The sequence below is a fragment of the Rhodopirellula europaea 6C genome (genome assembly GCF_000338295.1).
Taxonomy (GTDB): Bacteria; Planctomycetota; Planctomycetia; order Pirellulales; family Pirellulaceae; genus Rhodopirellula; species Rhodopirellula europaea.
Genome location: NZ_ANMO01000195.1, coordinates 1 through 21260, shown reverse-complemented (window position 1 = coordinate 21260; position 21260 = coordinate 1). Strand labels below are relative to the sequence as shown.

Below are 21260 nucleotides of genomic sequence, written 5' to 3'. Positions count from 1 at the left end.
GCAAATTCCCTCAGATTGAAAACTGCACCGCCAACTAGCGACGCGAGTCGCGCGAATGCCCCCTTACCCGAGCAACGCCTGAAGGGCGTGCTCGACCTCTCCCCCGGCTGCGCCGGGGGAGAGGTGACCGAAGACAGAAACCGTCTCAAGAATCTATGCCAATTCCGGTATCAATACCCAAAATTGGACAGCCCAGGCTAACGCCCATCGGCTAGAGGTTGTCATTCGGTATACGTCTGGATCAACATGCTGTTAAGCGTCCATTCCACTGCGAGCCCGCTCGTCACGGCATTCCTTCATCCCCCGATGAGCTCGACCGCAGCAACGAGGTTTGACTCGGGAGTCCCTCCGTCAAATCCAACCGGCGGCCCCGTTTGCGGGTAGAGAATCAGCATCGGGACCGAATTGAATCCGAGATGCCTGAGCTCATCGAAGTCGTTCGCATCTGAATGCGTCAGATCATCCGTCATCAAGACAAAACCAGCATCCGCAAGAGCCTGAGAAATACCCGGATTGGATAGTCCACCTTTTGGATCGGCGGACAAAGCCCAATTGGCGAAAAAGAGAACGGCGACCGGCTTCCCCTCCAATTCAGTCCTATCGAATGCTGCCTTCGAATACACACTCCAAGGCATCGACACCGCGTCACGTGTTGCCGGTTCTTGATTGCACCAGAACAAAACGATCAGCATTGCAAGCAGCCCGCCAGTCGTGACGACCGCCGCGAACATGGCATTGCTGTACCGATTCCTGAGCCTATTCAAAGCAATCCAAAATCGCTGAGTCACGGTCGTGAACAATGTCTTTGCAAAAGCGAATATTCAATATCAACAGTCCAGCTTCTCCCGAATGCGGTTGGAACCAGATATACCCTTCGATGGTTTTTCGCCACTTCGCCCCGCCGGAAAGGCAGCCACTTGCCGCCAACTATTGGAGTTCAGTCCGGCCGCGCAGCAACGCCTCCTCGGTACCCACCAATTGCTGACACCAAGAGAAAATAAGTGACGGTAATAGCGATAAGGACGCGGCGAGTCAAAGAACCATCATTCAAGGTCTGAGTTGCCCATATTAAAAACGCAGCCAAAAGCCAATAGGGTACCAAACTAATAAACAACCAACATAATGACCACAGTGTGCCAAGAATCACAGACCATCGTGTTGGAGTCACCGTGATTGCCGTCATCGGGCCGAGCAGAAATGGGCAGGCAATCGGCACCCGCAGAAAATGAATTTTTGCCAACGCTAGGAGGACCGCGCACACACCTGCCCAGCCCAGCAAATTCGCTATCGAGAATTGCAGCTTTTCCGATCGCATCAAAACCTCGCACGCTTCGCCGCAGTTCGACTTGGATAGACGAACCCTCCGGATCACGGGAACACGCTAGCCAGTCTCGCCGATGACGAGATGCGTTGTCCCCTTCGGCAAATCAAAACAAGCAACAAGATGCTTCTCATCGCAGAACCAGGTTCCAGAGTCCAATCCCGAACGCGTGGTGGTTTCCTGGAGCAATTTGCGATCACCACCATGCTGAACACTGACTGGGCCAACGCCACCATCCAACTGCACCGTGAACTTCTCGGTGGCAAAGGGTGCGGTCAGCTTAAAGCGGTTGCCAACATGCTCGATCTCAGTCAGCTTTTTCGCGGCCCAGTAACGAGCGATCTCGCTGAGCTTCATCCAAAGCGTTTCGTCCCCGAATCGTGTTGCTAACGACTCGACGACTCGCTGGAACGAGCGAAATCCTTCTTGACTCCCGTTGCTGTACATTCCCGGCCAATGACACAGCATGACCGCCGGCTGACGTCGTTGAATCAACTCAACCATCCGTCCGCCGGTTGCTTCTGAATTGCAATAACGATCAGGTTCAGGAAGCGAATCGCCCTGCCAACCGCCGAACCAATCGCCTGTTCCCGCGGGGACATTGACCGTCAGCCGCACGTCATCGGTTCCCACGCCGCGCAGATGTTCAAGTTTGGGTTCGGTGCTTTCGTCGTTTGAAATGACATACTTGAAATAGTGCGGCAGCTCCGCTCCATAAACATCGCGAACGGCTTGATCGACCGCAAATGGCAACTCCTTTTGCACCTTTCCGCCAAATCCACCGGGCGTGGTGACGCCTTCGCATGGCAGGTCGCAATTCTTCAAAATTCGAAGTGCGTAGGCGAGATAGGCCGCCAACTCGTCGACGCTCTTCTTTTCCTGAGGGTAGGAATTCTCCATCGTCGCCGAACTGATCGTCTCCATCGGCCGACCGGTCTTGAGATCGATGACTCGCGTGTGCGTGATCATCTCTGGATGAATATCCCAGTTGGGAAGCATCAATTCGCGAACGAGATCCAAACTGGACTTCAACTCCGAACGAGACCACCCCGGCAACTCCCGGTCGAGCCATCCGACACACGCGGGATTTGGAACGATGCTGTACTTCCCTTTCACACCGTTGTCAGCGCACCACTCACCAAACTGGCGAACGAAAGAATCCGGGATCTCACGTGGCCAAGACCTCCACGGCTTCTGATACTCCGCGCGGTCCGGCCAAGCCTCCGCGAATTGCGGGTTGCAAAAGTGCCCCATGTTCACCAGGCACGTCGAGTCATCAATGATGAAGGAGAGCGGCACTCGATCACGTGGCATCAACACATCGACGCCAACCGGTCGTTCGGGCAACGCAGGCTCAGCTGCAACCTCTGCTGCCACCGCGGATTCGGACGAGAGCATTCCCACACCGGAGACCGCTGTGGCAGCGACACCCAACGCGGAAGTGTGCAAGAAACGTCGCCGGTTTTGTTCCATCCAAACTTGGTCTTCATTCACTGGGGATTCTCCTGCTGGCGAACGTGGCATCATTGGCATTGCAATTCAACTCGATCAGCCCCCAGTGTATCGGTTCGCTACAGCCTGATGGTTCACAACTCATCGATCACGAACCGAAACGATGTTCCCTACATGAAATCGACATTGAGTCGCGATGCTCGCACGCTCACGCGAGCGACGCTGACTTCGGTGCCCGGCTAGCGAACTCGCGAGATCTGCCAACTGAGTCGCACACCCATGACCATCGCCAGCGAACACCCCAACATCCCGGGAACCGAGACACCAAATAACAATGGCGGCACCCCACTACTCCACAAGGAAGCTGAACCGACAAACAACGCTGCGGTTAGAATCCCCATCACCAATCGATTGACAATCGGTTCCAACCGACGGTGTTGCAGATGGATGTCGAAGTTGCCTTGTTTGAGACTGTGCAGAACGTCGCCCAAGTCCTTCGGCAGAATGCTCAACAGGTGATCCCAATCATCCACCCGATTTTTGATTCGCTCATAAACCCGCCGAGGCGAAAGACGGCGACGCATCGCTTGCTGGCCATAAGGTTCCAACAATTCCGCCAAACTGAAATTGGGATTGAGTTGATGTGCGGTTCCTTCCAGCATCGCCAAAACCTTTAGCAACATCGCAACTTTGGCGGGCAAATAGATCCGATGCTCACGGATGATCCCCGTCACATCTCGCAGGCAAGCACTGACGTCGAACTCGCGAAGCTTTTGATCGGCGTAGTCATCGAGCATGTCACGGATTTCGCTCACCAACGATGGTTCGTCAAAGTCACATGGCACATCGCCCAGTCGCACCGCGATCTCGGCAATCGACTCGGCGTCGCCAGTCACCGCCGCGATCAACGCGACTTCCAAGTCATCCTTGAGTGCATCGTCGATGCGACCGACCATGCCACAATCGAGCAACCCGATCACTTGTTTCGCCGGCGGCCCATCGTTCGAAGGATCCTGACTCGGAACATGACGATTCAGGACCATCAGATTTCCGGGGTGGGGATCGGCGTGGTAAAAACCATCGCGAAAAATCATGTCGAGAAACACGACCGCACCTCGGTGAGCGACCTCGTTCAAGTCAGCTCCCGATGTCTTCAACTCCGCTTTGTTCGAGACACTGATTCCGTCGAGCCGCTGCATCGTCAACACGCGTCGTGAACTCAGCTTTGGGTATGGCTTCGCAAAGTGCACGTCCGGTTCGTCCTGGAAATTGGTTCGGAACCGATTCATGTTTTTCAATTCGCGCTGAAAATCCAACTCTCGCATCAGCGATCGTTGAAATTCTCGAATCGTATCGACCGGGCGGTACTGCGTCAGTCTTTCGGATTGCTGCTCCGCGATCTCAGCCAACTTCTGCATGATTTCCAAGTCATTGACGATTCGTTGTTCGATCCCCGGATGCTGGACCTTCACAACCACATCGTGGCCCTCATGCGTCGTGGCTCGATGAACCTGTCCAATCGAAGCGGACGCCATCGCGGTCGAATCAAACTTCAAAAAAAGTTCGTCAATTCCCGCTCCCAACTCGGACTCGATCATTGCGATGACCACATCAGCCGGATCGCTGGGCGTATTCGCACGAAGCTGAGCCAACTCGCACGCCAGTTCCCGGCCGACCAAATCCTCGCGAGTGCTCAGGACTTGGCCCAGTTTGATGAACGTCGTCCCCAGTTCTTCAAACGCCACCCGAATTCGTGCGGCGGTTGTCATCGACTCGTCCGCCGAACCTCTTAAACGCTCAGGCCAAATCGACGGGACTCCCGACATCCAATCCGCCAAACCATGCCGCGTCAGGATCGTCACCACTTCGCGAAAACGCTCGGCATTGCGAATCAACTGCGGGACTTCGATCAATTCCATCGGAAGTTGCCACGGTACAAAGGAAAAATCGGACGGCGTTTCACTTACCGTCCGACGCGAATTCGATCACGCCCATTCAAATCGAGATCGCAGCGCAACAACCATGTGACCGCCCACTGCGTGATCAAAGTGCGGTGGTTCGCCACGTTTTACAGCGATGAATCTAGCGTTGCCTTCAACATCGCAATGTGTGCCATCACCGTATGATGATGCTTTTTCATGCGTTCGTGAGCGTCCCGCAAATGTTGATGGCGAGTTGCCTCCTTCACGTGTTCCGACATCGAATGTGCCGTTGGATCGTTTTGTTGTCGGAAATCGGCTGCCACGCCGTGTTCATGCTGCAGCGTGTTGGCTTCGTGGGAATCGAGCTGATCGACGTGAGCCTCGAGCGACGTCATGTGCTCGGTCAAACGCTCAGCGATTCGGTTCAGTTCCTTCAACGCGTTTTGATGATTTTGTTGCCAAATCTCAATGTCGTCACGCCACATCGAGACATCGCTTTCCCATTGGCGATGGTCGTGGTGCATGGTTTCGTCATTGATCAACACATCTTGTTTGGACATTTTTGTGCTTCTGTGAAGCGAGTAGTGTGTCACCGCACAACAATCGCACGTCCCGTGCCGTCACCGTTCGTCATCACTGTCCGTGAGCAGGACGCGCCCGATTGGGTCTAGAATATTGCCATCAACTCTGGCCTCTATCTTTGCAGTCTAAAACGAACGCGAAGTTTCCCCTCGGATCCAACCTGCATATGGGCGATTTTTCGTGCCCACCACCAAATCGGAGTTCGGCAAATGTCCCTTCCATCACCGACCGTTGTGTATCGAACGAGAAACTACTCAGAGGCCGAATCGGTAGCCGCGTTGCTTCTCCAGGCGGGGATCAATGCTCGGCTGAATTCTCCGAAACCGATTGGTCATATGGTCGAAAGTCCCGTCTTGGACATCTTGCACGGCGTCTTCGCTGCCGACTGTACCGAAGCAGAAATGACGCAATGACCAGCGACAACCTCTTTCCAACAAATCACTACTCTCACCACCAAGCTTCCGAATGCTCGCCGCCCGTCTTTTGCTGATCATGCTCGCATTGGTTTGTCTAGCAGGATGCCCCAGCCAATTAAACGATACGACGAAGAAGTCTCAAACGGTTGTGACAATCACGCCCGCAGCCGAGGCCAAATTCAAAGAGTTCCTGCGCGACTCACCCGGCGATCACATTCGGTTGTCGATCAAAGACCACGGTGAGAATGGATTTGAATATGCTTTGAACCTCGAGTCACCGCCAATTCCGAGTGGTGCCGTCGTCCAAGACTGCCAAGGGTTTACACTCGCAGTGTCTCCCCGTGACCTTGTCTACGTCGAAGGATCCACGATCGATTGGGAGACACGTCTGAACGAACCCGATGGGTTCAAATTCGACAATCCCAACGCGTTCAAATCCACCACCGAACAAACGACGAAAGATCGACAATGAGCTCTCCTGGTTTAATCGAACTGCTGGTGATCGGACTCATCGCGCTCGTGACGCTCGGCATTCCAGTTGCCTTGTTGGTGGCGATCGTTCTGATTTTCAAACGCAAAGGTTGAATCGATCCTTCGCTGCGGAAGCCCAACGATCAAGGACGAAGCAGGTGGGCGGCCAACTTCATTGATGCGCACGCACCGCCCGGTCGAGGGTTTTCATCCCGCCGGTGTGCCCGCCGCCCGTGATTGCAAACCGAATCACGACTATCATCGTGCGACACCTGCCAAGAGACTTCGCCCAGCGTGACATTGCGGGTAGCCAGCAATTCCCGCCCACCTTCACGCGACGTGTCGCAGAACACCAAACCCAGCACGCTCACGCATCCACTGAATCGCCCCGAGGCGAACGAACGAAATGAAATCTATCACTCAACTTCTGTTTGGCCTTCTCATCGCGTTCGGCGTTCAAGCGAACTCTATGGCCGACGAACGTCCCAATGTCATTCTCATTTTCGCCGATGACCTCGGACCTGGCATGCTCGGATGCTATGGCCAGGAAGTCGTCACGACGCCCAACATTGATCGCTTGGCACGCGAAGGCATGAAGTTCAACAACTACTACGGTGGCGTCTACTGTGCCCCCGCCCGTTGGACTCTGCTCACCGGGATGCACGATGGTCGGAACGGCGGTTGGGCACAGAACCGAGCTGGATTGCCGATCTGGCGAGACGCGGGGCAGATCACGGAAGAGGAATATCAAAAGCGAATGGAGAAGCACAAAGCCAACTCCAATCCGATTGCGGATAACGAAGTCTTCCTCGCGCAGGTGGCTCAGCAGGCCGGGTACAAGACCGCCCAATTCGGAAAGTTGGATCGCGGTTTTTTGACTTGGAACGAGCGAGTCCAGCGATTCGGATGGGATTTCTACGAAGGCTACTACGATCACCAACGATGCCACGGTTTCTACCCGCCTTATCTTTGGCGTAACGGCGAACGCTTTGATTTGCCCGGCAACACGATGGCGGATTGTGGCAAGACCAGTGAGAAAGGCGATGAACCGGTTGGCTATGGCGGCGAAACCTATTCGCAAAACGTTTTCATTGAAGGCATTCTGAAATACCTGCGTGCCAACCATGACCAACCATTCTTTCTCTATCATCCGACACAGTTGCCACACGGTCCAGTCGCGATCCCCGAACTGCATCCAGACTTCGCTGATCATCCCACCATGAGCCTGGCGGAGAAAAAGTACGCCTCGATGGTCAAGATGCTCGACGACCATGTCGGTTTGATCATGGACGAATTGGTGACTCTCGGAATCGATGACAACACCGTCGTTCTGTTCACATCCGACAATGGCCATGAACTCTACTACGGCCCCAAACCAAGCTATAAAAAACAAACGCTTCCCAGCGGCGAACCCGCCAATCTCACCGACAAAAAATGGCGGTCGTCCGAGTGCGGAGACATCTTCGATGGAGCGGGCGGAAGAGCGGGCTTAAAACGTAGTGGCTATCAAGGCGGCATGCAGTGCCCCATGATCGCGCGATGGCCAGGCAAAATTGAACCAGGTTCCGAGAACAACTTGCTGACCGCCCACTACGACTTTCTCGCCACGTTGGCGGATTTAGTGGGTGAGGAAAAACCCAGAGGCAAAGATGGCATCTCTTATCTGCCCACCCTGCTCGGACAACCACAAACCGAACATCACGAGCACGTGGTCATCAACAACAACTTCAATGCGATGGGCAGCCGGGCATTGATCACCGGCGAAGGATTGAAGCTGGTCGAAGCGGATCGCAGGAAGGGCATCTTCCAACTCTATGATCTCACCACAGACAACGAAGAACGCACCAATCTGGCATCCGGCTACCCAAACAAAATCACTGAACTGAAACAGATTTTGATGCGGGAGATCGATTCCCCACGCCCGGACTTGCAATAGAAATCTGACGACAACACCGAGCGGCATATTGGAGAGACGCCATGAAACAATCAATCAGTCTTGTCATCTTCGCGCTGTGTGTCTCGGTGGCGTGCAACACCATCGCATCGGATTCCCCCAACATCATCCTTTGCATGGCGGACGACCAAGGTTGGGGCGACACCGGGTACAACGGGCATCCACATCTGCGAACGCCGCATCTGGATCAAATGGCTGCCGAGGGCGTGACGTTCACGCGTTTTTACGCCGCTGCCGCAATGTGCTCCCCGACGCGAGCGAGCTGCTACACCGGTCGCAACCCTTACCGCTTCGGCGTGACCTTCGCCATGAAAGGCATGCTGGAACCAACCGAATTACCAATCACGACAGTGCTGAAGCAGCACGGTTACACGACTGGCCATTTTGGAAAGTGGCACCTTGGCACGCTTTCTAAAACGGTGGGCGACCAAAATCGCTGGGGCACGTTTGCCAAACAACCCGAGCGGTACTATTGCCCGCCTTGGGAACGTGACGTTGACGTCTGCTTTGTGACCGAATCCAAAGTCCCCACGTGGAACCCGTTGCTTCATCCGGGGCCCATTTCAAAGAAGCAATCTCAACAATCTACTAAGCAAGGCCGACCGTACGGCAACGAATACTTCACCGGTCCGGGTCAGAAAGAAACCGACAACATGGATGGCGATGACTCCCGAGTCATCATGGACCGAGCGATCCCGTTCATCCGTGATGCGGTGCAAAACGACCGACCATTCTTTGCCGCCGTTTGGTTCCACACACCTCACTCGCCCGTCGTCGGCGGCCCAAAGTATCGCGAAATGTATCGCGAGCAACCTGAACCGGCCCAGCACTATTACGCCTGCCTCACGGCGATGGACGAACAGATCGGACGCCTGCGTGCGGAGCTGAAATCGCTCGGTGTCGCTGACAACACGATGCTCTGCTTTTGCTCCGACAACGGTCCAGCCCGCCAGGGGTCACCACGGCACGTGGGATCAGCCAAGAACTTGAAAGGATTCAAGTTGTCAATTGACGAAGGCGGAATCCGCGTTCCCGGTTTGATGGTGTGGCCAAACAAAATTGACTCGCCGCGCACCATCGATGCACCGTGCTTCACCACCGACTACTTCCCGACCATCCTGGATGCCATCGATGTCGAACTGCCAACCGACCGCCCCTACGACGGCACGAGTCTCTTGCCACTGGTCACCGGCCAATCAAACGAGCGACAAAAGCCACTTGGTTTCCTCAATCGCGATGGAAAAGAATCCGTCTGGATGCAGCACCGGTACAAGCTTGTCTGTACAGAGAGTGGCGATCGACTTTATGACATTCCAGGCGACCCCGCCGAAACCACCGATGTAGCTCAGCAATTGCCTGATGTGACAAAAAAGATGAAAAAGGAATTGACCCGGTGGAAGGCGACCGTGATGTCGGATCTTCAGCGTCTGCAGTGACCGACTCCGTCTTGCGATCGCAACCATCTTTCATCAACCAATATCAAACACTCAACTAGCGACCGAAATCCGATGGGCGTTCAGCGTGACCGAAAAGCCTACGGCTGTGTGATTCGCAACAACCGAAATCGTCTTCGCCAGCTGCTGGGCAAACATCCTGAATTGTTGACGTCCAGCGATGCCTGGATTGTCGCAGCCGCTGTGTTGAACAATCCTGGCATCCTCGGCTGGCTCGTGTCTCGCGGTGTGAACCCTGATTCCAGGCTTGGTACCGACTCTGATACACCACTCATGCTAGCAATCTCGCTGCATGAGAACTCGACCGTCGAAACATTGCTGAAACTCGGCGCGGATCCCGACGCACGCGACAATCTCGGCGACACCTGTTTCTCCAGAGCAATCGCTGAATGCAACGTGCCTGCGATGCGAATGCTGGTGGACGCTGGCGCCGACTTCTCGCTGACCGAATCAGACTCCTAAGCTGTTTCCTGCAATCTTCAGCTATTGCCCCAAATGTCAATCTTCCCGGCGCAAGAACGCCGCAGAAGCGATCATCGAAAGACAGCGGCAACGGCCTGTCACCCCAAAGTTTGAACTCGGGAATCACTCGTCGCCAAAGGCATCAGAGCAATCGCTCGTTCCGTTTTACTCGAATGGGTGGCGGAACAGGGCGTTTAACCGCGGGTTTTCGCTCTGGTCGCAACAGGAGTTGCTCAACCTTTTGCCACAGTTCGTATTCAAACCCCGGCAAGAGAGAGCTCATTTTTGGATCTTTGCCTTGTTTCGGCCTTGGATACACGAAAAACAATTCACGCAGAGCGTGCGGGTTCAGATCCGCCGGTTGTTCGCTGACATAGTCTTTGCTCTGGATCGGCGAATCCAGGTCCAGATCCAACAACCAGTCCGACTCCGCGTGACACGGAAGGCTCATCAAACCGAAAAGAATCGCTGCTTTGAAGAATCTCATGGCATTCGTCCCCCACCAAGTTTACGAACTGATAACGCCACCCTAGCGATTCACAACCATCCGTGTCCAGCGAACAACACAAACGGCCAACGGCTTCCTACCTTCGCTTCTGCTTTTGCAGCGACTAAATTACGACTCCACGCTGGTCCGACTGCCGAGACAACACTGCATTGACGTCCCAACCGACTGCCCGACCAGACCAGCAGTCAGCTATACCGCCAAATGCATGTAGCGAATGCTGTTCACAGACGCATGACCTCCCAAGTGTCCCAAACCACCTCTATTTGGCCATCGACTGATTGTCTGCTCGTATTCTATTTTGCTGGAGTCAATGAGTGATCCATCGCGTCGCTATCAAAGTCCGATCGTTATCGCGTTCCTACTTGGAGTCGTTTTCGTTCACCGGTTTGGTGTTTGCAACCTTGTTCTTCTGCGGATCGATCACGCCGTCCCTGCTGCCTCGCCCTTACATCGTGCAAGGAATCCTGTCAGGGTTTTCTCTTGCCATCGGTTATGTGGTGGGCGTGCTCGCGACTTGGGGCTGGTCGTTCCTGGAATTGCCGCAGCCCGGACATGCACTGGCCCAACGTTCGAAGCAGATCTGCATGGCAGTGGTGGCGATCGTCTTCGCCACTTCGATTTGGTACGCCACCGAATGGCAGAACTCCATTCGCATGTTGATGGAGATGCCGCCGCTCGAAACTACGGCACCTTTTCGCTTCTTTGCGATTGCGCTCCTCGTTGCGTTCATCCTGGTTTCGATTGCTCGTTGGATGATTCGCTTGGGCGTCTATCTTTCCAACTTGCTGCAACGCTATTTGCCACGTCGTATCGCCATTTCAATCAGCACTCTCTGTGTGTTGGTGCTGGGATTGATGATTGGCAATGGGGTGATTGCACGCGGGTTGCTTCAAGCCGCCGATCGGTTCTTTTTGCAAGCCGATTTGTTGATCGATGACGGCATTGAACAACCGACCTTGGAGCTTGCCTGCGGTAGCGAGCAGTCTCTGGTCGACTGGGAAGCGATTGGCCGTCAGGGCAAAGACTTCATCGGCGACGGTCCTAAGGCAGGAGAAATTGAACGGCTGACAGGGCAACCTGCAAATCGTCCGATCCGGGTCTATGTCGGAATGCGAACGGACGGAGACGATCAAGCCAGAGCCACGCTTGCCTTGGAAGAGCTGAAACGCGAGGGAGCCTTTGATCGCAAAATCCTGATTGTCGCAACACCCACCGGCACCGGTTGGCTCGATGAAAGTGCGGTCGACACGGTCGAGTATTTGCATCACGGCGACACCGCCATTGTCAGCATGCAGTATTCGTACCTGCCCAGCTGGATCACGATTTTGGTCGACCCATCTCGGTCCAAACGTTCCGCATCCGCTTTGTTCGATCAAGTCTACGCGTACTGGACTACGCTGCCCAAAGAAGAGCGTCCACGGTTGTATTTGTTCGGACTGAGCTTGGGTGCGTTTGGCTGCGAGGATGCCGCGGACTTGATGGAAACCTTTCAAGATCCCATCCAAGGTGCGGTCTGGAGCGGGCCCCCGTTTCCTAGCCGGCAATGGGCGTCCATTGTCAGCTCTCGCAACGCCGGAACGCCCGTATGGATGCCAACCTTTCGAGACCAATCGATGGTCCGGTTCACGGCGCAACAAAACAGGTTGGACACAGGCAAAGCTTGGGGGCCGATTCGAAACGTGTACATCCAGCACGCAAGCGACCCAATGGTTTGGTTTTCACCCTCGGCGGCCTGGCACCAACCAGAGTGGCTTTCCGAGCCACGCGGACCGGATGTCTCGCCTGGTTTGCGTTGGTACCCCATCGTGACGTTCCTGCAAATCGCTTTCGATTTGCCGATGGCAACCAGCGTTCCACTTGGATACGGGCACAACTATTCTCCGTCGAGCTACATCGACGCTTGGGTTGCCGTGACTCAACCGGAGGGTTGGTCGCAGACCGATTTGGACAGACTCCGCGAACATTTCGCCACACCTGCTGAAGATGTCCGGCTTCCGCTCCCAGGCATCGACCCAACTCTGAAACCTTCGGAGCTTGATTCAAAGCCGACCGAAGCGATGTAGCGACTTGGCCGCGCCGGCGAAGGGGAGCTTTTCAACATTGAGTCACGATGCAAGCAACACGTGCGCTGAGGAAAGGAAAGATCAATTGGATCTCAAGCAGATCGCATCCGCGCTTTCTAAGGCAAGAGAATCAGATTGAAAGTGCTTTCAGGATCCATTCGCTCGGCAAGTGTTCTTGTTCGATCCGAAGGTTGTTTGCGCACAGGTGGTGATAGCACTGCAGCTCACCCTCACAAAGATGTTCCACCGCTTGAGCTTCGTCCCCGTTACCTTTGGTAGCCAAATTGGCAAATTGGTCCACGATGGATCGGTCCATCAAACGGCTTTCCACGTTCGGTAGAACCGCTCGGAGTCGATCGAGAATGCGAAAGCCGTCGGCATCCAAATCGCCCCAGTAGATCACTTTGCATTCCGACAGCCAGGAGATATCCGAAAGTTGAGTCACCCCGTTTCCCAGGCCTCCCAGGGCGAGCGTTCGATGCATCGAGGGCAGCGACAATAGACTCACTTTGTTCTCGACGATGATGACTCGCTGGTCACTTGCAGGCAGCTTGTCAATGGATTCGGCGGGCAATGAAAGCTCGTCGAAAGGCAAGCCCAGATCTCGCTGCAACTCCTCGTCGAGGACTCGAAGCAGGTAGTGCGGCCGCGCGTAGCGAAGCCCGTATCGCGGCTCGAATTGGTCGTGGCCAAACCGGAAATCAATCGCGTCGGGCGGCAACAGCGTATCCAGCCAGATTGCCAGCCGACGACGATGTTGCTCGATCAGCTTGGTGGAAACAGGAACCGGCAACTCACGAGCGAAACAGTCGGGACGCGGATGCAAAAGCATGTGATCGAGAATGCTGAGCAAATCCGGAAGCACGTCGGACAGTTCCAAAATCAATTTCCAATTCGTCCCAGTTCGCAACCACTCGTCAAGCCTCGGTTGTCGATCCCGAAGTGTGGCAACGGCCATCTGAAGCGACTTCCAGTCACTCACCCGGTGACTCATTTCAACCAAGTCATCCATCGTGTCCACGAAGATCGCATCGGGAAAGTCATTCCGCCCATGCGTGCGACTTCGACGGGATCTCCATTCGATTCGGTACCCTGATCCGATCGCCTGCTTGCTGTGCTCGCGTAGAGACTCGACTTCCGCGATTGCTTTTGACAAATCCTTCGAGGGTGTCAGGTTGGCGGGAATTCGGTGCGGGAAGAACGCGTCCAGCTCGTGGTTCAACCAAGCCTTGATCGCCTTCCCAAACAGTCGCTTTGCTTTGACCCGAATCTGTTCGGCTGTGATCATGCTTCCTGATCCGCGGCTCGATATTGCTCGGTCGTCAGGCTAATCAACTGGCTGCGGTGGGTGTCGGGATCCTTGATGATGTGACCATACGTGCCAACATAGCTCTCCGTGATCCGTGCCTTGGCGTCCAACGGTGCAACGATTGCCAATTGCAATCCAAAACGTTCAAACAGATCCAGTGCGTACTTGGCCCGGGTGTCATCGCTGCGTGAAAACATTTCGTCCACCATGACAAATTGAAATCGTTCGCTGTTCGGATCATCCAATTGCAAATCATACTGATAGGCAATCGCGGCCACCAACACCAAGAACGCCAATTTGCCTTTCTCCCCACCGGACTGCCCGGTACCTCCGTCGTAGTAGCTGCCTGGTTCGCCTGACGCAGCGTCGTATTCACGGGCAGCGAACTTGAACCAATTGCGGACGTCGATCACCTTTTCTCGCCAGCGAAGATTCGCATCGTCGCGAAGTCGATCCACCAATTTTTCAATTTTTTTAAACGTTGCCTCGTTCGCATCGTCAGTCCCATCCAAGGTGCCTTCGAGGCAGCCCGCCAGTTCACGTCGGAAATCTCGGATCTCGGCATCCGACGTGTCGCTCGGTTCCAAACGCATGTACGAGCTTGGATTCCAATCGAGTTGACGAAGGGCCTGATTCAGCGTTTCGATCTTGCTGCGGATTTCTTCGCGCTCGTCCTCCAGAGATCCATGAAGCAATCCGATCTCTTGAAGCACCTTCTCTTTGAGACGTTGCTTGAACCGGCGCTCGTGGCGAGGCAGGTCATCCTTGTTGATTCGCTCAGCGAGTTGTTCGAAGCTCGGCAATGCTTGAGGTGTTGGATCGAGTTCCGACTCGAAGACAGGGAATCGATTCAACAGTTTGCTCATCGCCTTGGTCAGGTTGTCCCGGACCGGAACGATTCGCTCCTCCAACTCGCTGACTCGGACGTTCAGTTCATCCGCAATATCTCGCGGCAACATCCCAAGATTCTCCAATGTCAGTTTACGTTCCCCCAGTTGATGGACGATCCCGTCGAAGAACGCTTGGGCGGAAGCGAATCGATCGTTCGAGCGAGCCTCCTCGACTTTCGCATCAACTTGTTTCAAGATCCCTTCGCTTCTCCCGACCTCCGTCTGCAGGTTGGAGCGTTCCCCCACAAATCGATCTCGTTCGGATTCCAGCCCCTGGATTTCCGCATTGAGTGCCGCCAGCTTTGCCTTGAGCTGTCGAACTTGATCGCTCGACTCCTCCAGCTTTTGCTTTTCGAGCCTCAATTGAGAGGCTTCATAATCGTGCCGGTGATCGTCGATGGTGTCGAACTGCGTCACCGCCGATAGCTCGTCCAGCAGACTCAGCCTTCGCGTCGCCTGATCACTGCTACGACGCAGTGACCCCGCCGATGACACTCTGCGATCAAGCACCGCCCTTTGTTCTCCGATCGATCGTTCCAGTGCTTCTCGCTTGGTGCGATTGTCCCATCCCAAAACGAAGTGCTTGCGATCACCATGACCACCGCGATCGTCTTTCGAATGTTGCCGAAGGTTTTGTTTGACGTGCCGATGGATGGTCATCGCTCGGCGACCCGCCATCTGAAAATCCTGAATCGATTCGCATGCCAGGTGATCAAACCGTGAAACGATCTCGCCGCGAACATAGGGAACCAAGGGATGGTCCTCCCGGTAGAGCAACATCTCCGGCAGGCTCAGGTCCGTCGACCGTTGCGACGGAGCGGACTGGCGAGATCCGACACGATCGTAAGTCAATCGCAACCCTCGACCGCGTGAATCCGTCAGACGCTGAGAATCAACATAGCCGGAAACCTTCGCGTAAAGGTCGTCTGGAACCAACAGTGTTCTCGCAAAGGAATGAAGCACCTGTTCAATCGACGATTCCCAGCGGCCATGATCTGGGTTGACGGCGATTAACTCGGCCGCGAACGGAAGATCGGTTGGCGACAGACGAAAGGCAGCGCAAAGCTCGGTGCGGATTTCGATGAACGCGTCGGGCAAATTGCCTTTTCGTTGACGAAGTGATTCCAGTTCGCTTTCGTCAGTGGCGAGTTCCTGACGCAGAACACCGATTTCATAGTTGAGTGATTCGAGCTGGTCGGTGGCCGTTTGTTTTTCAATCGCGATTCGTTGTTGCTGATCGCCTATTTGCCGGTGAACCTTTTCCAGTTGCTCGGGACTGGAAATGGGTTCGTCGATACCAACTTGCTTCAGTTTCGATTCATACAAGAGGCGTTTCTCTCTTTTGGACGCCGCATGCTGTCCTTCCTTTTCGATCAAAAAGGGAAGTTGCTGCAGTCTGGCTCCACCACTGTGACGAATCTCATGATCAACAGACGCGGCTTCACCACGTTTGGATTTCAATGAGTGATCCAGCAGACTGATCTGTTCATCAAGATGTTCCATTCGCAGTTTCCATTGCTGACACAGCGGACGCAAAAGTTCGCTGGTTTGAATGTCAAAGAACAAACCTGATGCAGCGAGTTCTTCGCGAGCCGATTGCAGTTTGGCGTTTGTCTCTTGGAACCGCTTGCCTGTTCTTAAGATCGGGACCAGCAACTCCGACTGCTGACGCACCTGCACGAGTGCACGATGAGCCTCACTCAATTGAGCAAAGTGTTCGAGCAGTTTGCTGACTTTGTCGTTCCACGATTTCTTTTCCAGCATGTGATCGCGAATGAACTGATCGAGTCGCTGAACATCCTTCACCGCGACGGTCTGGTTGAAGATGTCCATTGCCTTGGAACGAAATTTGACCAACCGTTTCATCCACCCGTGATAGGTTTTGAAGTTCTCGGTGACATCAAATCCGCGGTCGATCAACGTGTTCTTGATGTCACCGGTGGAGGTCAGGTCGCCCAGGTCACCTGCGATGCTGCGAGGTTTCCGATCAAACGCGTAGAAGATTTTCCGATCACCGCTCGACGTCAAATACATCACCTGGCAAACCGTGAACGACTCGCCCGAACGAGCGCTGGCGAACGTAGCCAACAGCGCCGTGTAGAATCCCGTCCCTTCCCGGAGGTACTGAATCCTGGGCTTCTCATCGCTGCCGGCGGTCCGGTCGTACGCGCCGCGAATGTAGGTCCGTTCGTCGCGTTCTTTCTTAGATGCCCCAGCGGCGACGTTGTAGTTTCGAACCCCGGGACGAACCAACAACGTCAACATCGCATCGACAAGCGTTGACTTGCCCGCTCCGTTTTCCCCCACCAACAAACAGGACGTCCCTTGAGGCGAGATCGAGTGGACTTGGCCATCAAAAGTCCCCCAGTTGAAAACCTCAAACGTCGCCAGACGGAAACCAGGTTTCAAACGTTCCGACACTTCATCGTCGTCAGCGAATAATTCGAGTGGTTGAGAGGGCTTCATGTTGGTTGGCGTCAAAATTCGAGAGACTGAGAAACGCAGCACGCGACAGGATATCAGACGTCAAGGTTCCACTCTGCGTCCCTGCGACTCCCCGACTCCGCGTCAGCTTCCTACAAGCCATTCGCAACGCGCCGGAATCGGTTTGCCTACGTTGCTTCCCCAAGTAGGGACACCTCGCATGATCCAGCGTGGTGGATTCGACGCAGAGACGCGGGAGACGGTGAGTCGCAGAGGTACAGAACCGAATATTTGAAGTCCGGACTCAACTCTGCGTCCCTGCGACTCCCCGCCTCCGCGACAACTTCCTACAAACCATTCGCAACGTGACGGAACCGATTTCTTGGTTTGTAATCCTCGAAATGAACGCCTCCGCATAATTCAGGGCAAAGGGTTCGACGCAGAGACGGGGAGACGCAGAGGGATAGGCCTGGGCTGCGAAAAGTGAATTCAACAAGGCAGTTTGGGCGACTGCCCGGCGAATGGTATTGATACAGCGGTTGGCGTTACTGAAAAAATCAAAGTGTAAATTGACAATTGCAAAATGCCGGAAGTGCGTGGATGAGATCGCATCATTTTGCAGTTATCAATTCAATCTTTTCAATGAGTTGCATTCGGTTCGCACACTTACCGCCCTGCCAACACTTTCCCATCTGCTCAGGGCTGGTATTACGATCAATTGTCCGCGTTCCCCTCTGCGTCCCTGCGACTCCCCGCCTCTGCGTCAACTTCCTACAAACCGTTTACAACGCGATGGAATCCATCCTTCACTTTGCGTTCTCCGAAATTGACAACAATCCCGAGCTTCAGATTCATCAGCCTTAGATACGTGAGACACTGAACCGCGAAAATGTCGTTGTACTTAGAGGTGGCTTTGCACTCGACGATGACCAAGTCATTCACAACGAGGTCCAGTCGAAGAGGAGTCGACAACACGTTGCCCTTGTACTCGATCGGAACTGTCTGTTGTCGCCTGACCGACAACCCTGCTTGGTCGAGTTCCCACGCCAACGCTTCCTCATACACGCTTTCCAACAAACCAGGTCCGCCGAGCGTGCGATGCGCTTCGATCGAAGCATTCAAGATAGCCTTGCTGATGTCATTTTCCTTCATGATTCACCACGCCGGTTGAACGTAAAACAGGGAGTAAGAAACAGAATGCTACTCCACCCGCTCACCTCTGCGCCCCTGCGTCTCCCGCGTCTCCGCGTCAAATCTCTACAAACAACTCACAACGCGGTGGAAGCCATCCTTGTACTTTGCGTTCACCGAAATGGACCGCTCCGCATGATCCATGCCTGATGGATTCGACGCTGAGACGCAAGAGACGGGGAGACGCAGAGGGATAGGCCTCGGCTGCGAAGAGTGAATTCAACAAGGCAGTTTGGGCGGGTTTCCGACGAATGGGATTGATACAGCGGTTGGCGTTATTGAAAAAGTCAAAGTGTAAATTGACAATTGCTAAATGCCGGAAGTGCGTGGATGAGATCGCATCACTTTGCATTTTTCAATTGTCAATTTGACTTTTTCAATGAGCTGCATTCGGTTCGCACACTTACCGCTCCCTGCGTCTCCAGCGCCTCTGCGTCAATTTTCTTCTCCCTGAACCATACCTGCATCTCTCCGTTTCAACTCGGCCTCCAAATCCGCTCGCAACCGTTCCAATTCCTGCAACGGCAATCTTGCTTTTAAGATCCGACGGACTTCCCAACTGGGTGGATCCTTTTCGAACTGGCGAACGAATTTCAGCTCTTCCAGTTTGCGAAGTTGCCCACCCAAAAGTCGATTGGCTCGCACGTCATCTGTCTCCGTTGGGACGAGCGATTGCCAAACCTCGAGTAGCGCCGCTTGAGTCACCACGCACCGACCGTCGCGATGAATCTCTTCCTCGAATTGACGCAACTCTTCGCGCAGCAAGACGCATAACAACGACGCCTCAAAGGTTAATCGCACACTGCGAAACAACTTTGGAATCGACGGGTACTCCGGCGGCAGTGACTCAGGATCGATCTGACGCAGGTAGGCCATCCCGTCTTCTTCGTTGACAATCAATTGCAACCCGATCCGAGCGAAGTAGTCCGTCAGCGGCGTGACGCCGGACAGAATCCGTTCCCACGTGTCGCCGGCGTCGTCATGGTAGACAATGCCTTGCAACAACCGAACTGCCGCGGGTGCCCAGGGGACCGGAGGCGGCATCGTGTCGGAAAACGTGTCGTCGGCCGTAGGATCCGTTTCCGAAGAGGATTCTGTCATCGTGGCTTTCCCTTCCGGACGGTTTCATTTTCGGTTTGATGCGTCTTTGAGAAGGTGACCAGAGGAACACGAACATGCACCGTGCTTGATTCACCGGTCAAGGGATCTTCCGTCGTCACCGTCACCTGTTCCGTCCCTTCCGTATCGATTTCATGACCGTCCTCGTGAGCAATCTGCATCCATCCGACCAACTCAATCACGCCGACATTGGGTGGACGATGTTCCAGCAACTGTGACAACGTGATGTTGGTTTGCAAATCGGTGACCCGGTGCACCAACTCTCGCATGCGATCCCATTGCAAGCGTTTCAGACCCGATAGTTTGCGGGCTTGTTGCTTCGCTGTTTCCCAGTCAATCTCGTTGGCTTCCACGGCAATGTCAAAGACCTGCGGGGGAGTCCAAAACGGTCGGGTCAATGGCGAACTGACGCCCAACGTCGTGTCGACTCGCAAACCGATTTCACTTGGAACGGGTTCTCCCGTCTGCATCGTGGATTGTTTCATTTTCGCTGCCAAGGTCCGAACCTCTTGCAAAACTTCGGCAGTGCGTTTGCGATGGCTGGTGGATTGACTGTCCAGCAAGCGTCTGAGTGTTTGCGATAAACGTCCAGTTTGACGCAGCACATTCTCGGCTTCCGCCAACAACGAAGGAACCATTGCCCGAACATGTTCGATCGCGCCGCGTTGATCGGCGATGGCTTCCAACCGTGTCACTTCCGCGATCGTCTCTCGTAGTTTGGCTTGAGCCTGGGGCGAAAAGAGGAAGGCGACAAAGGCATCGAAGCTGACACCTTCGTCTTGTTGTTTGACCAAGTCCTCCGCATCGAGTGCACCAGCCAAAATGTCACCGCGACCGCGTTCTGTATCGAGAGCCCCGCGGGTCACATCACGAGCGATTTCTTCAAAGCGATCTTCGACTGCCCGGAAATCACCTTGCAAGGTCTTCAGCAGGTCGACAGCGGTGTGGAAACGTTCTCGAACCTGCGCGGGATGATAGGTCTCGATCTCGGCGCCCCCGCGAATCGCGTCGATCTGGCGATTCAAATCGTCCCGTTGTTCGATCAGGGTTTGCAGACGCTGTTCACGATCCGAGGAAGCGCCTTGGACCAGGTCAGTCAGCGTGTCGATGACCATCCGCAATCGAGATTCGGTGCCGACCATTCGACTTTCGCGAGAGATCGACTGTTCGAGAAACCCGATCGCGTCTTCGGCATAGCGAGTCAATTGGTAGTGCGGGCTGGACGATTCAGCCGGCAGGAAGCGTCTCAGCCACCCCGCATCCGACCATTCGCGAAGGTAGCGATCCGCGGAACCGGAGAAGGCCTCGTACCCATCGTCTCGCAGTTGTTCTTGAAAGACGGTCAGTCGGTGTTGCAGTTCGTCATGCGACAACGAGATCGCCGAATCTTGCCCGGTCAACTTCAACGAATGGCGGAGAAAGCAAACCACAAACGCTGCCTGATCGGCGCGCAGCAAACGAACCGTTGGCGAGGAATCCAAAAACGCGACCAATCTCTCAATTTCCATCGCGGCATTCTAATCTCACAATCACGAACTTGTTGCGTGCCTCTTCCTCCCCGCCATCGGAATTCGATGTCACCGATTTGGTCCACCACCTGTCACCGCTCCGCGGTTGTTCAAACGCCGGACATCCGCAACCAGTCGCGGAGCGAGGGAATTTGATTGACGCTTCATCACAGAACACTTCCCCGGTTCACGCCCCGTACGATGAGCTTCCAAG

Annotated in this window: 15 protein-coding genes; 5 read left to right on the top strand and 10 right to left on the bottom strand. The window is 54.6% G+C overall.

Annotation, left to right across the window (positions count from 1 at the left end):
* Positions 1 to 296: 296 nt before the first annotated feature.
* From RE6C_RS20060 to RE6C_RS20035, 4 genes are all read right to left on the bottom strand, one after another.
* Positions 297 to 788: a thioredoxin domain-containing protein gene (locus RE6C_RS20060; protein ID WP_236618365.1), complete on the bottom strand. Its 492-nt coding sequence runs from the start codon at positions 786 to 788 to the stop codon at positions 297 to 299.
* Positions 789 to 1381: 593 nt separating this feature from the next.
* A complete protein-coding gene (locus tag RE6C_RS20050) occupies positions 1382 to 2815 on the bottom strand; it encodes a hypothetical protein (protein ID WP_236618364.1) in 1434 nt (477 codons plus the stop codon).
* 197 nt (positions 2816 to 3012) lie between these two features.
* Positions 3013 to 4692 carry an ABC1 kinase family protein gene (locus tag RE6C_RS20040; protein WP_008659486.1) on the bottom strand — a complete coding sequence of 560 codons (1680 nt, stop codon included), beginning with the start codon at positions 4690 to 4692 and terminating at the stop codon, positions 3013 to 3015.
* 149 nt (positions 4693 to 4841) lie between these two features.
* Positions 4842 to 5255 carry a hypothetical protein gene (locus RE6C_RS20035; RefSeq protein WP_008659484.1) on the bottom strand — a complete coding sequence of 138 codons (414 nt, stop codon included), beginning with the start codon at positions 5253 to 5255 and terminating at the stop codon, positions 4842 to 4844.
* A 487-nt stretch (positions 5256 to 5742) separates the two neighbouring features.
* On the opposite strand from RE6C_RS20035, the gene RE6C_RS20025 reads away from it, so the two are divergent.
* The 4 genes from RE6C_RS20025 to RE6C_RS20005 all read left to right on the top strand — a co-directional run bounded on the left by RE6C_RS20025 (position 5743) and on the right by RE6C_RS20005 (position 10034).
* Entirely contained in the window at positions 5743 to 6165 is a 423-nt protein-coding gene (locus RE6C_RS20025; protein WP_008659482.1) for a HesB/IscA family protein, read from the top strand.
* A gap of 405 nt (positions 6166 to 6570) precedes the next feature.
* Entirely contained in the window at positions 6571 to 8100 is a 1530-nt protein-coding gene (locus tag RE6C_RS20015; RefSeq protein WP_008659479.1) for an arylsulfatase, read from the top strand.
* A gap of 41 nt (positions 8101 to 8141) precedes the next feature.
* The gene (locus RE6C_RS20010) at positions 8142 to 9554 is read left to right on the top strand and encodes a sulfatase family protein (protein WP_008659478.1); all 1413 of its coding nucleotides are present in this window, start codon (positions 8142 to 8144) and stop codon (positions 9552 to 9554) included.
* Positions 9555 to 9626: 72 nt separating this feature from the next.
* The gene (locus RE6C_RS20005; protein ID WP_008659476.1) at positions 9627 to 10034 is read left to right on the top strand and encodes an ankyrin repeat domain-containing protein; all 408 of its coding nucleotides are present in this window, start codon (positions 9627 to 9629) and stop codon (positions 10032 to 10034) included.
* A gap of 142 nt (positions 10035 to 10176) precedes the next feature.
* Here RE6C_RS20005 and RE6C_RS20000 read toward each other — a convergent pair whose 3' ends face one another.
* Positions 10177 to 10521 carry a hypothetical protein gene (locus tag RE6C_RS20000; RefSeq protein WP_008659475.1) on the bottom strand — a complete coding sequence of 115 codons (345 nt, stop codon included), beginning with the start codon at positions 10519 to 10521 and terminating at the stop codon, positions 10177 to 10179.
* Positions 10522 to 10856: 335 nt separating this feature from the next.
* Between RE6C_RS20000 and RE6C_RS19995 the strand changes: the two genes are divergently transcribed.
* The gene (locus RE6C_RS19995) at positions 10857 to 12605 is read left to right on the top strand and encodes an alpha/beta hydrolase (protein WP_008659474.1); all 1749 of its coding nucleotides are present in this window, start codon (positions 10857 to 10859) and stop codon (positions 12603 to 12605) included.
* Between the two features lie 130 nt (positions 12606 to 12735).
* On the opposite strand, the gene RE6C_RS19990 is transcribed toward RE6C_RS19995, so the two are convergent.
* The 5 genes from RE6C_RS19990 to RE6C_RS19970 form a co-directional block, all read right to left on the bottom strand.
* Positions 12736 to 13893, bottom strand: coding sequence for a Wadjet anti-phage system protein JetD domain-containing protein (locus RE6C_RS19990; protein ID WP_008659473.1), 1158 nt, complete (start codon positions 13891 to 13893; stop codon positions 12736 to 12738).
* On the bottom strand, positions 13890 to 17270 hold the full coding sequence (locus RE6C_RS19985; protein ID WP_039962713.1) for an ATP-binding protein: 3381 nt from the start codon (positions 17268 to 17270) through the stop codon (positions 13890 to 13892). Before RE6C_RS19985 ends, RE6C_RS19990 begins: the two co-directional genes overlap by 4 nt.
* Before the next feature lie 729 nt (positions 17271 to 17999).
* Positions 18000 to 18380 (bottom strand): GxxExxY protein, encoded by a 381-nt coding sequence (locus RE6C_RS19980; protein WP_008659471.1) that lies wholly within the window; start codon positions 18378 to 18380, stop codon positions 18000 to 18002.
* Positions 18381 to 18854: 474 nt separating this feature from the next.
* Entirely contained in the window at positions 18855 to 19520 is a 666-nt protein-coding gene (locus tag RE6C_RS19975; RefSeq protein ID WP_008659469.1) for a DUF4194 domain-containing protein, read from the bottom strand.
* Complete coding sequence (locus tag RE6C_RS19970) at positions 19517 to 21046, bottom strand: DUF3375 domain-containing protein (RefSeq protein WP_008659468.1); 1530 nt, start codon at positions 21044 to 21046, stop codon at positions 19517 to 19519. Before RE6C_RS19970 ends, RE6C_RS19975 begins: the two co-directional genes overlap by 4 nt.
* Positions 21047 to 21260 lie beyond the last annotated feature (214 nt).

Excerpts from the sequence above, each read along its gene's own strand:
- RE6C_RS20040 (WP_008659486.1), bottom strand. The coding sequence starts at position 4,692 with ATGGAATTGATCGAAGTCCCGCAGTTGATTCGCAATGCCGAGCGTTTT.
- RE6C_RS20035 (WP_008659484.1), bottom strand. The coding sequence starts at position 5,255 with ATGTCCAAACAAGATGTGTTGATCAATGACGAAACCATGCACCACGAC.
- RE6C_RS20025 (WP_008659482.1), top strand. The coding sequence starts at position 5,743 with ATGCTCGCCGCCCGTCTTTTGCTGATCATGCTCGCATTGGTTTGTCTA.
- RE6C_RS20015 (WP_008659479.1), top strand. The coding sequence starts at position 6,571 with ATGAAATCTATCACTCAACTTCTGTTTGGCCTTCTCATCGCGTTCGGC.
- RE6C_RS20010 (WP_008659478.1), top strand. The coding sequence starts at position 8,142 with ATGAAACAATCAATCAGTCTTGTCATCTTCGCGCTGTGTGTCTCGGTG.
- RE6C_RS20005 (WP_008659476.1), top strand. The coding sequence starts at position 9,627 with ATGGGCGTTCAGCGTGACCGAAAAGCCTACGGCTGTGTGATTCGCAAC.
- RE6C_RS20000 (WP_008659475.1), bottom strand. The coding sequence starts at position 10,521 with ATGAGATTCTTCAAAGCAGCGATTCTTTTCGGTTTGATGAGCCTTCCG.
- RE6C_RS19990 (WP_008659473.1), bottom strand. The coding sequence starts at position 13,893 with ATGATCACAGCCGAACAGATTCGGGTCAAAGCAAAGCGACTGTTTGGG.
- RE6C_RS19985 (WP_039962713.1), bottom strand. The coding sequence starts at position 17,270 with ATGAAGCCCTCTCAACCACTCGAATTATTCGCTGACGACGATGAAGTG.
- RE6C_RS19980 (WP_008659471.1), bottom strand. The coding sequence starts at position 18,380 with ATGAAGGAAAATGACATCAGCAAGGCTATCTTGAATGCTTCGATCGAA.
- RE6C_RS19975 (WP_008659469.1), bottom strand. The coding sequence starts at position 19,520 with ATGACAGAATCCTCTTCGGAAACGGATCCTACGGCCGACGACACGTTT.
- RE6C_RS19970 (WP_008659468.1), bottom strand. The coding sequence starts at position 21,046 with ATGGAAATTGAGAGATTGGTCGCGTTTTTGGATTCCTCGCCAACGGTT.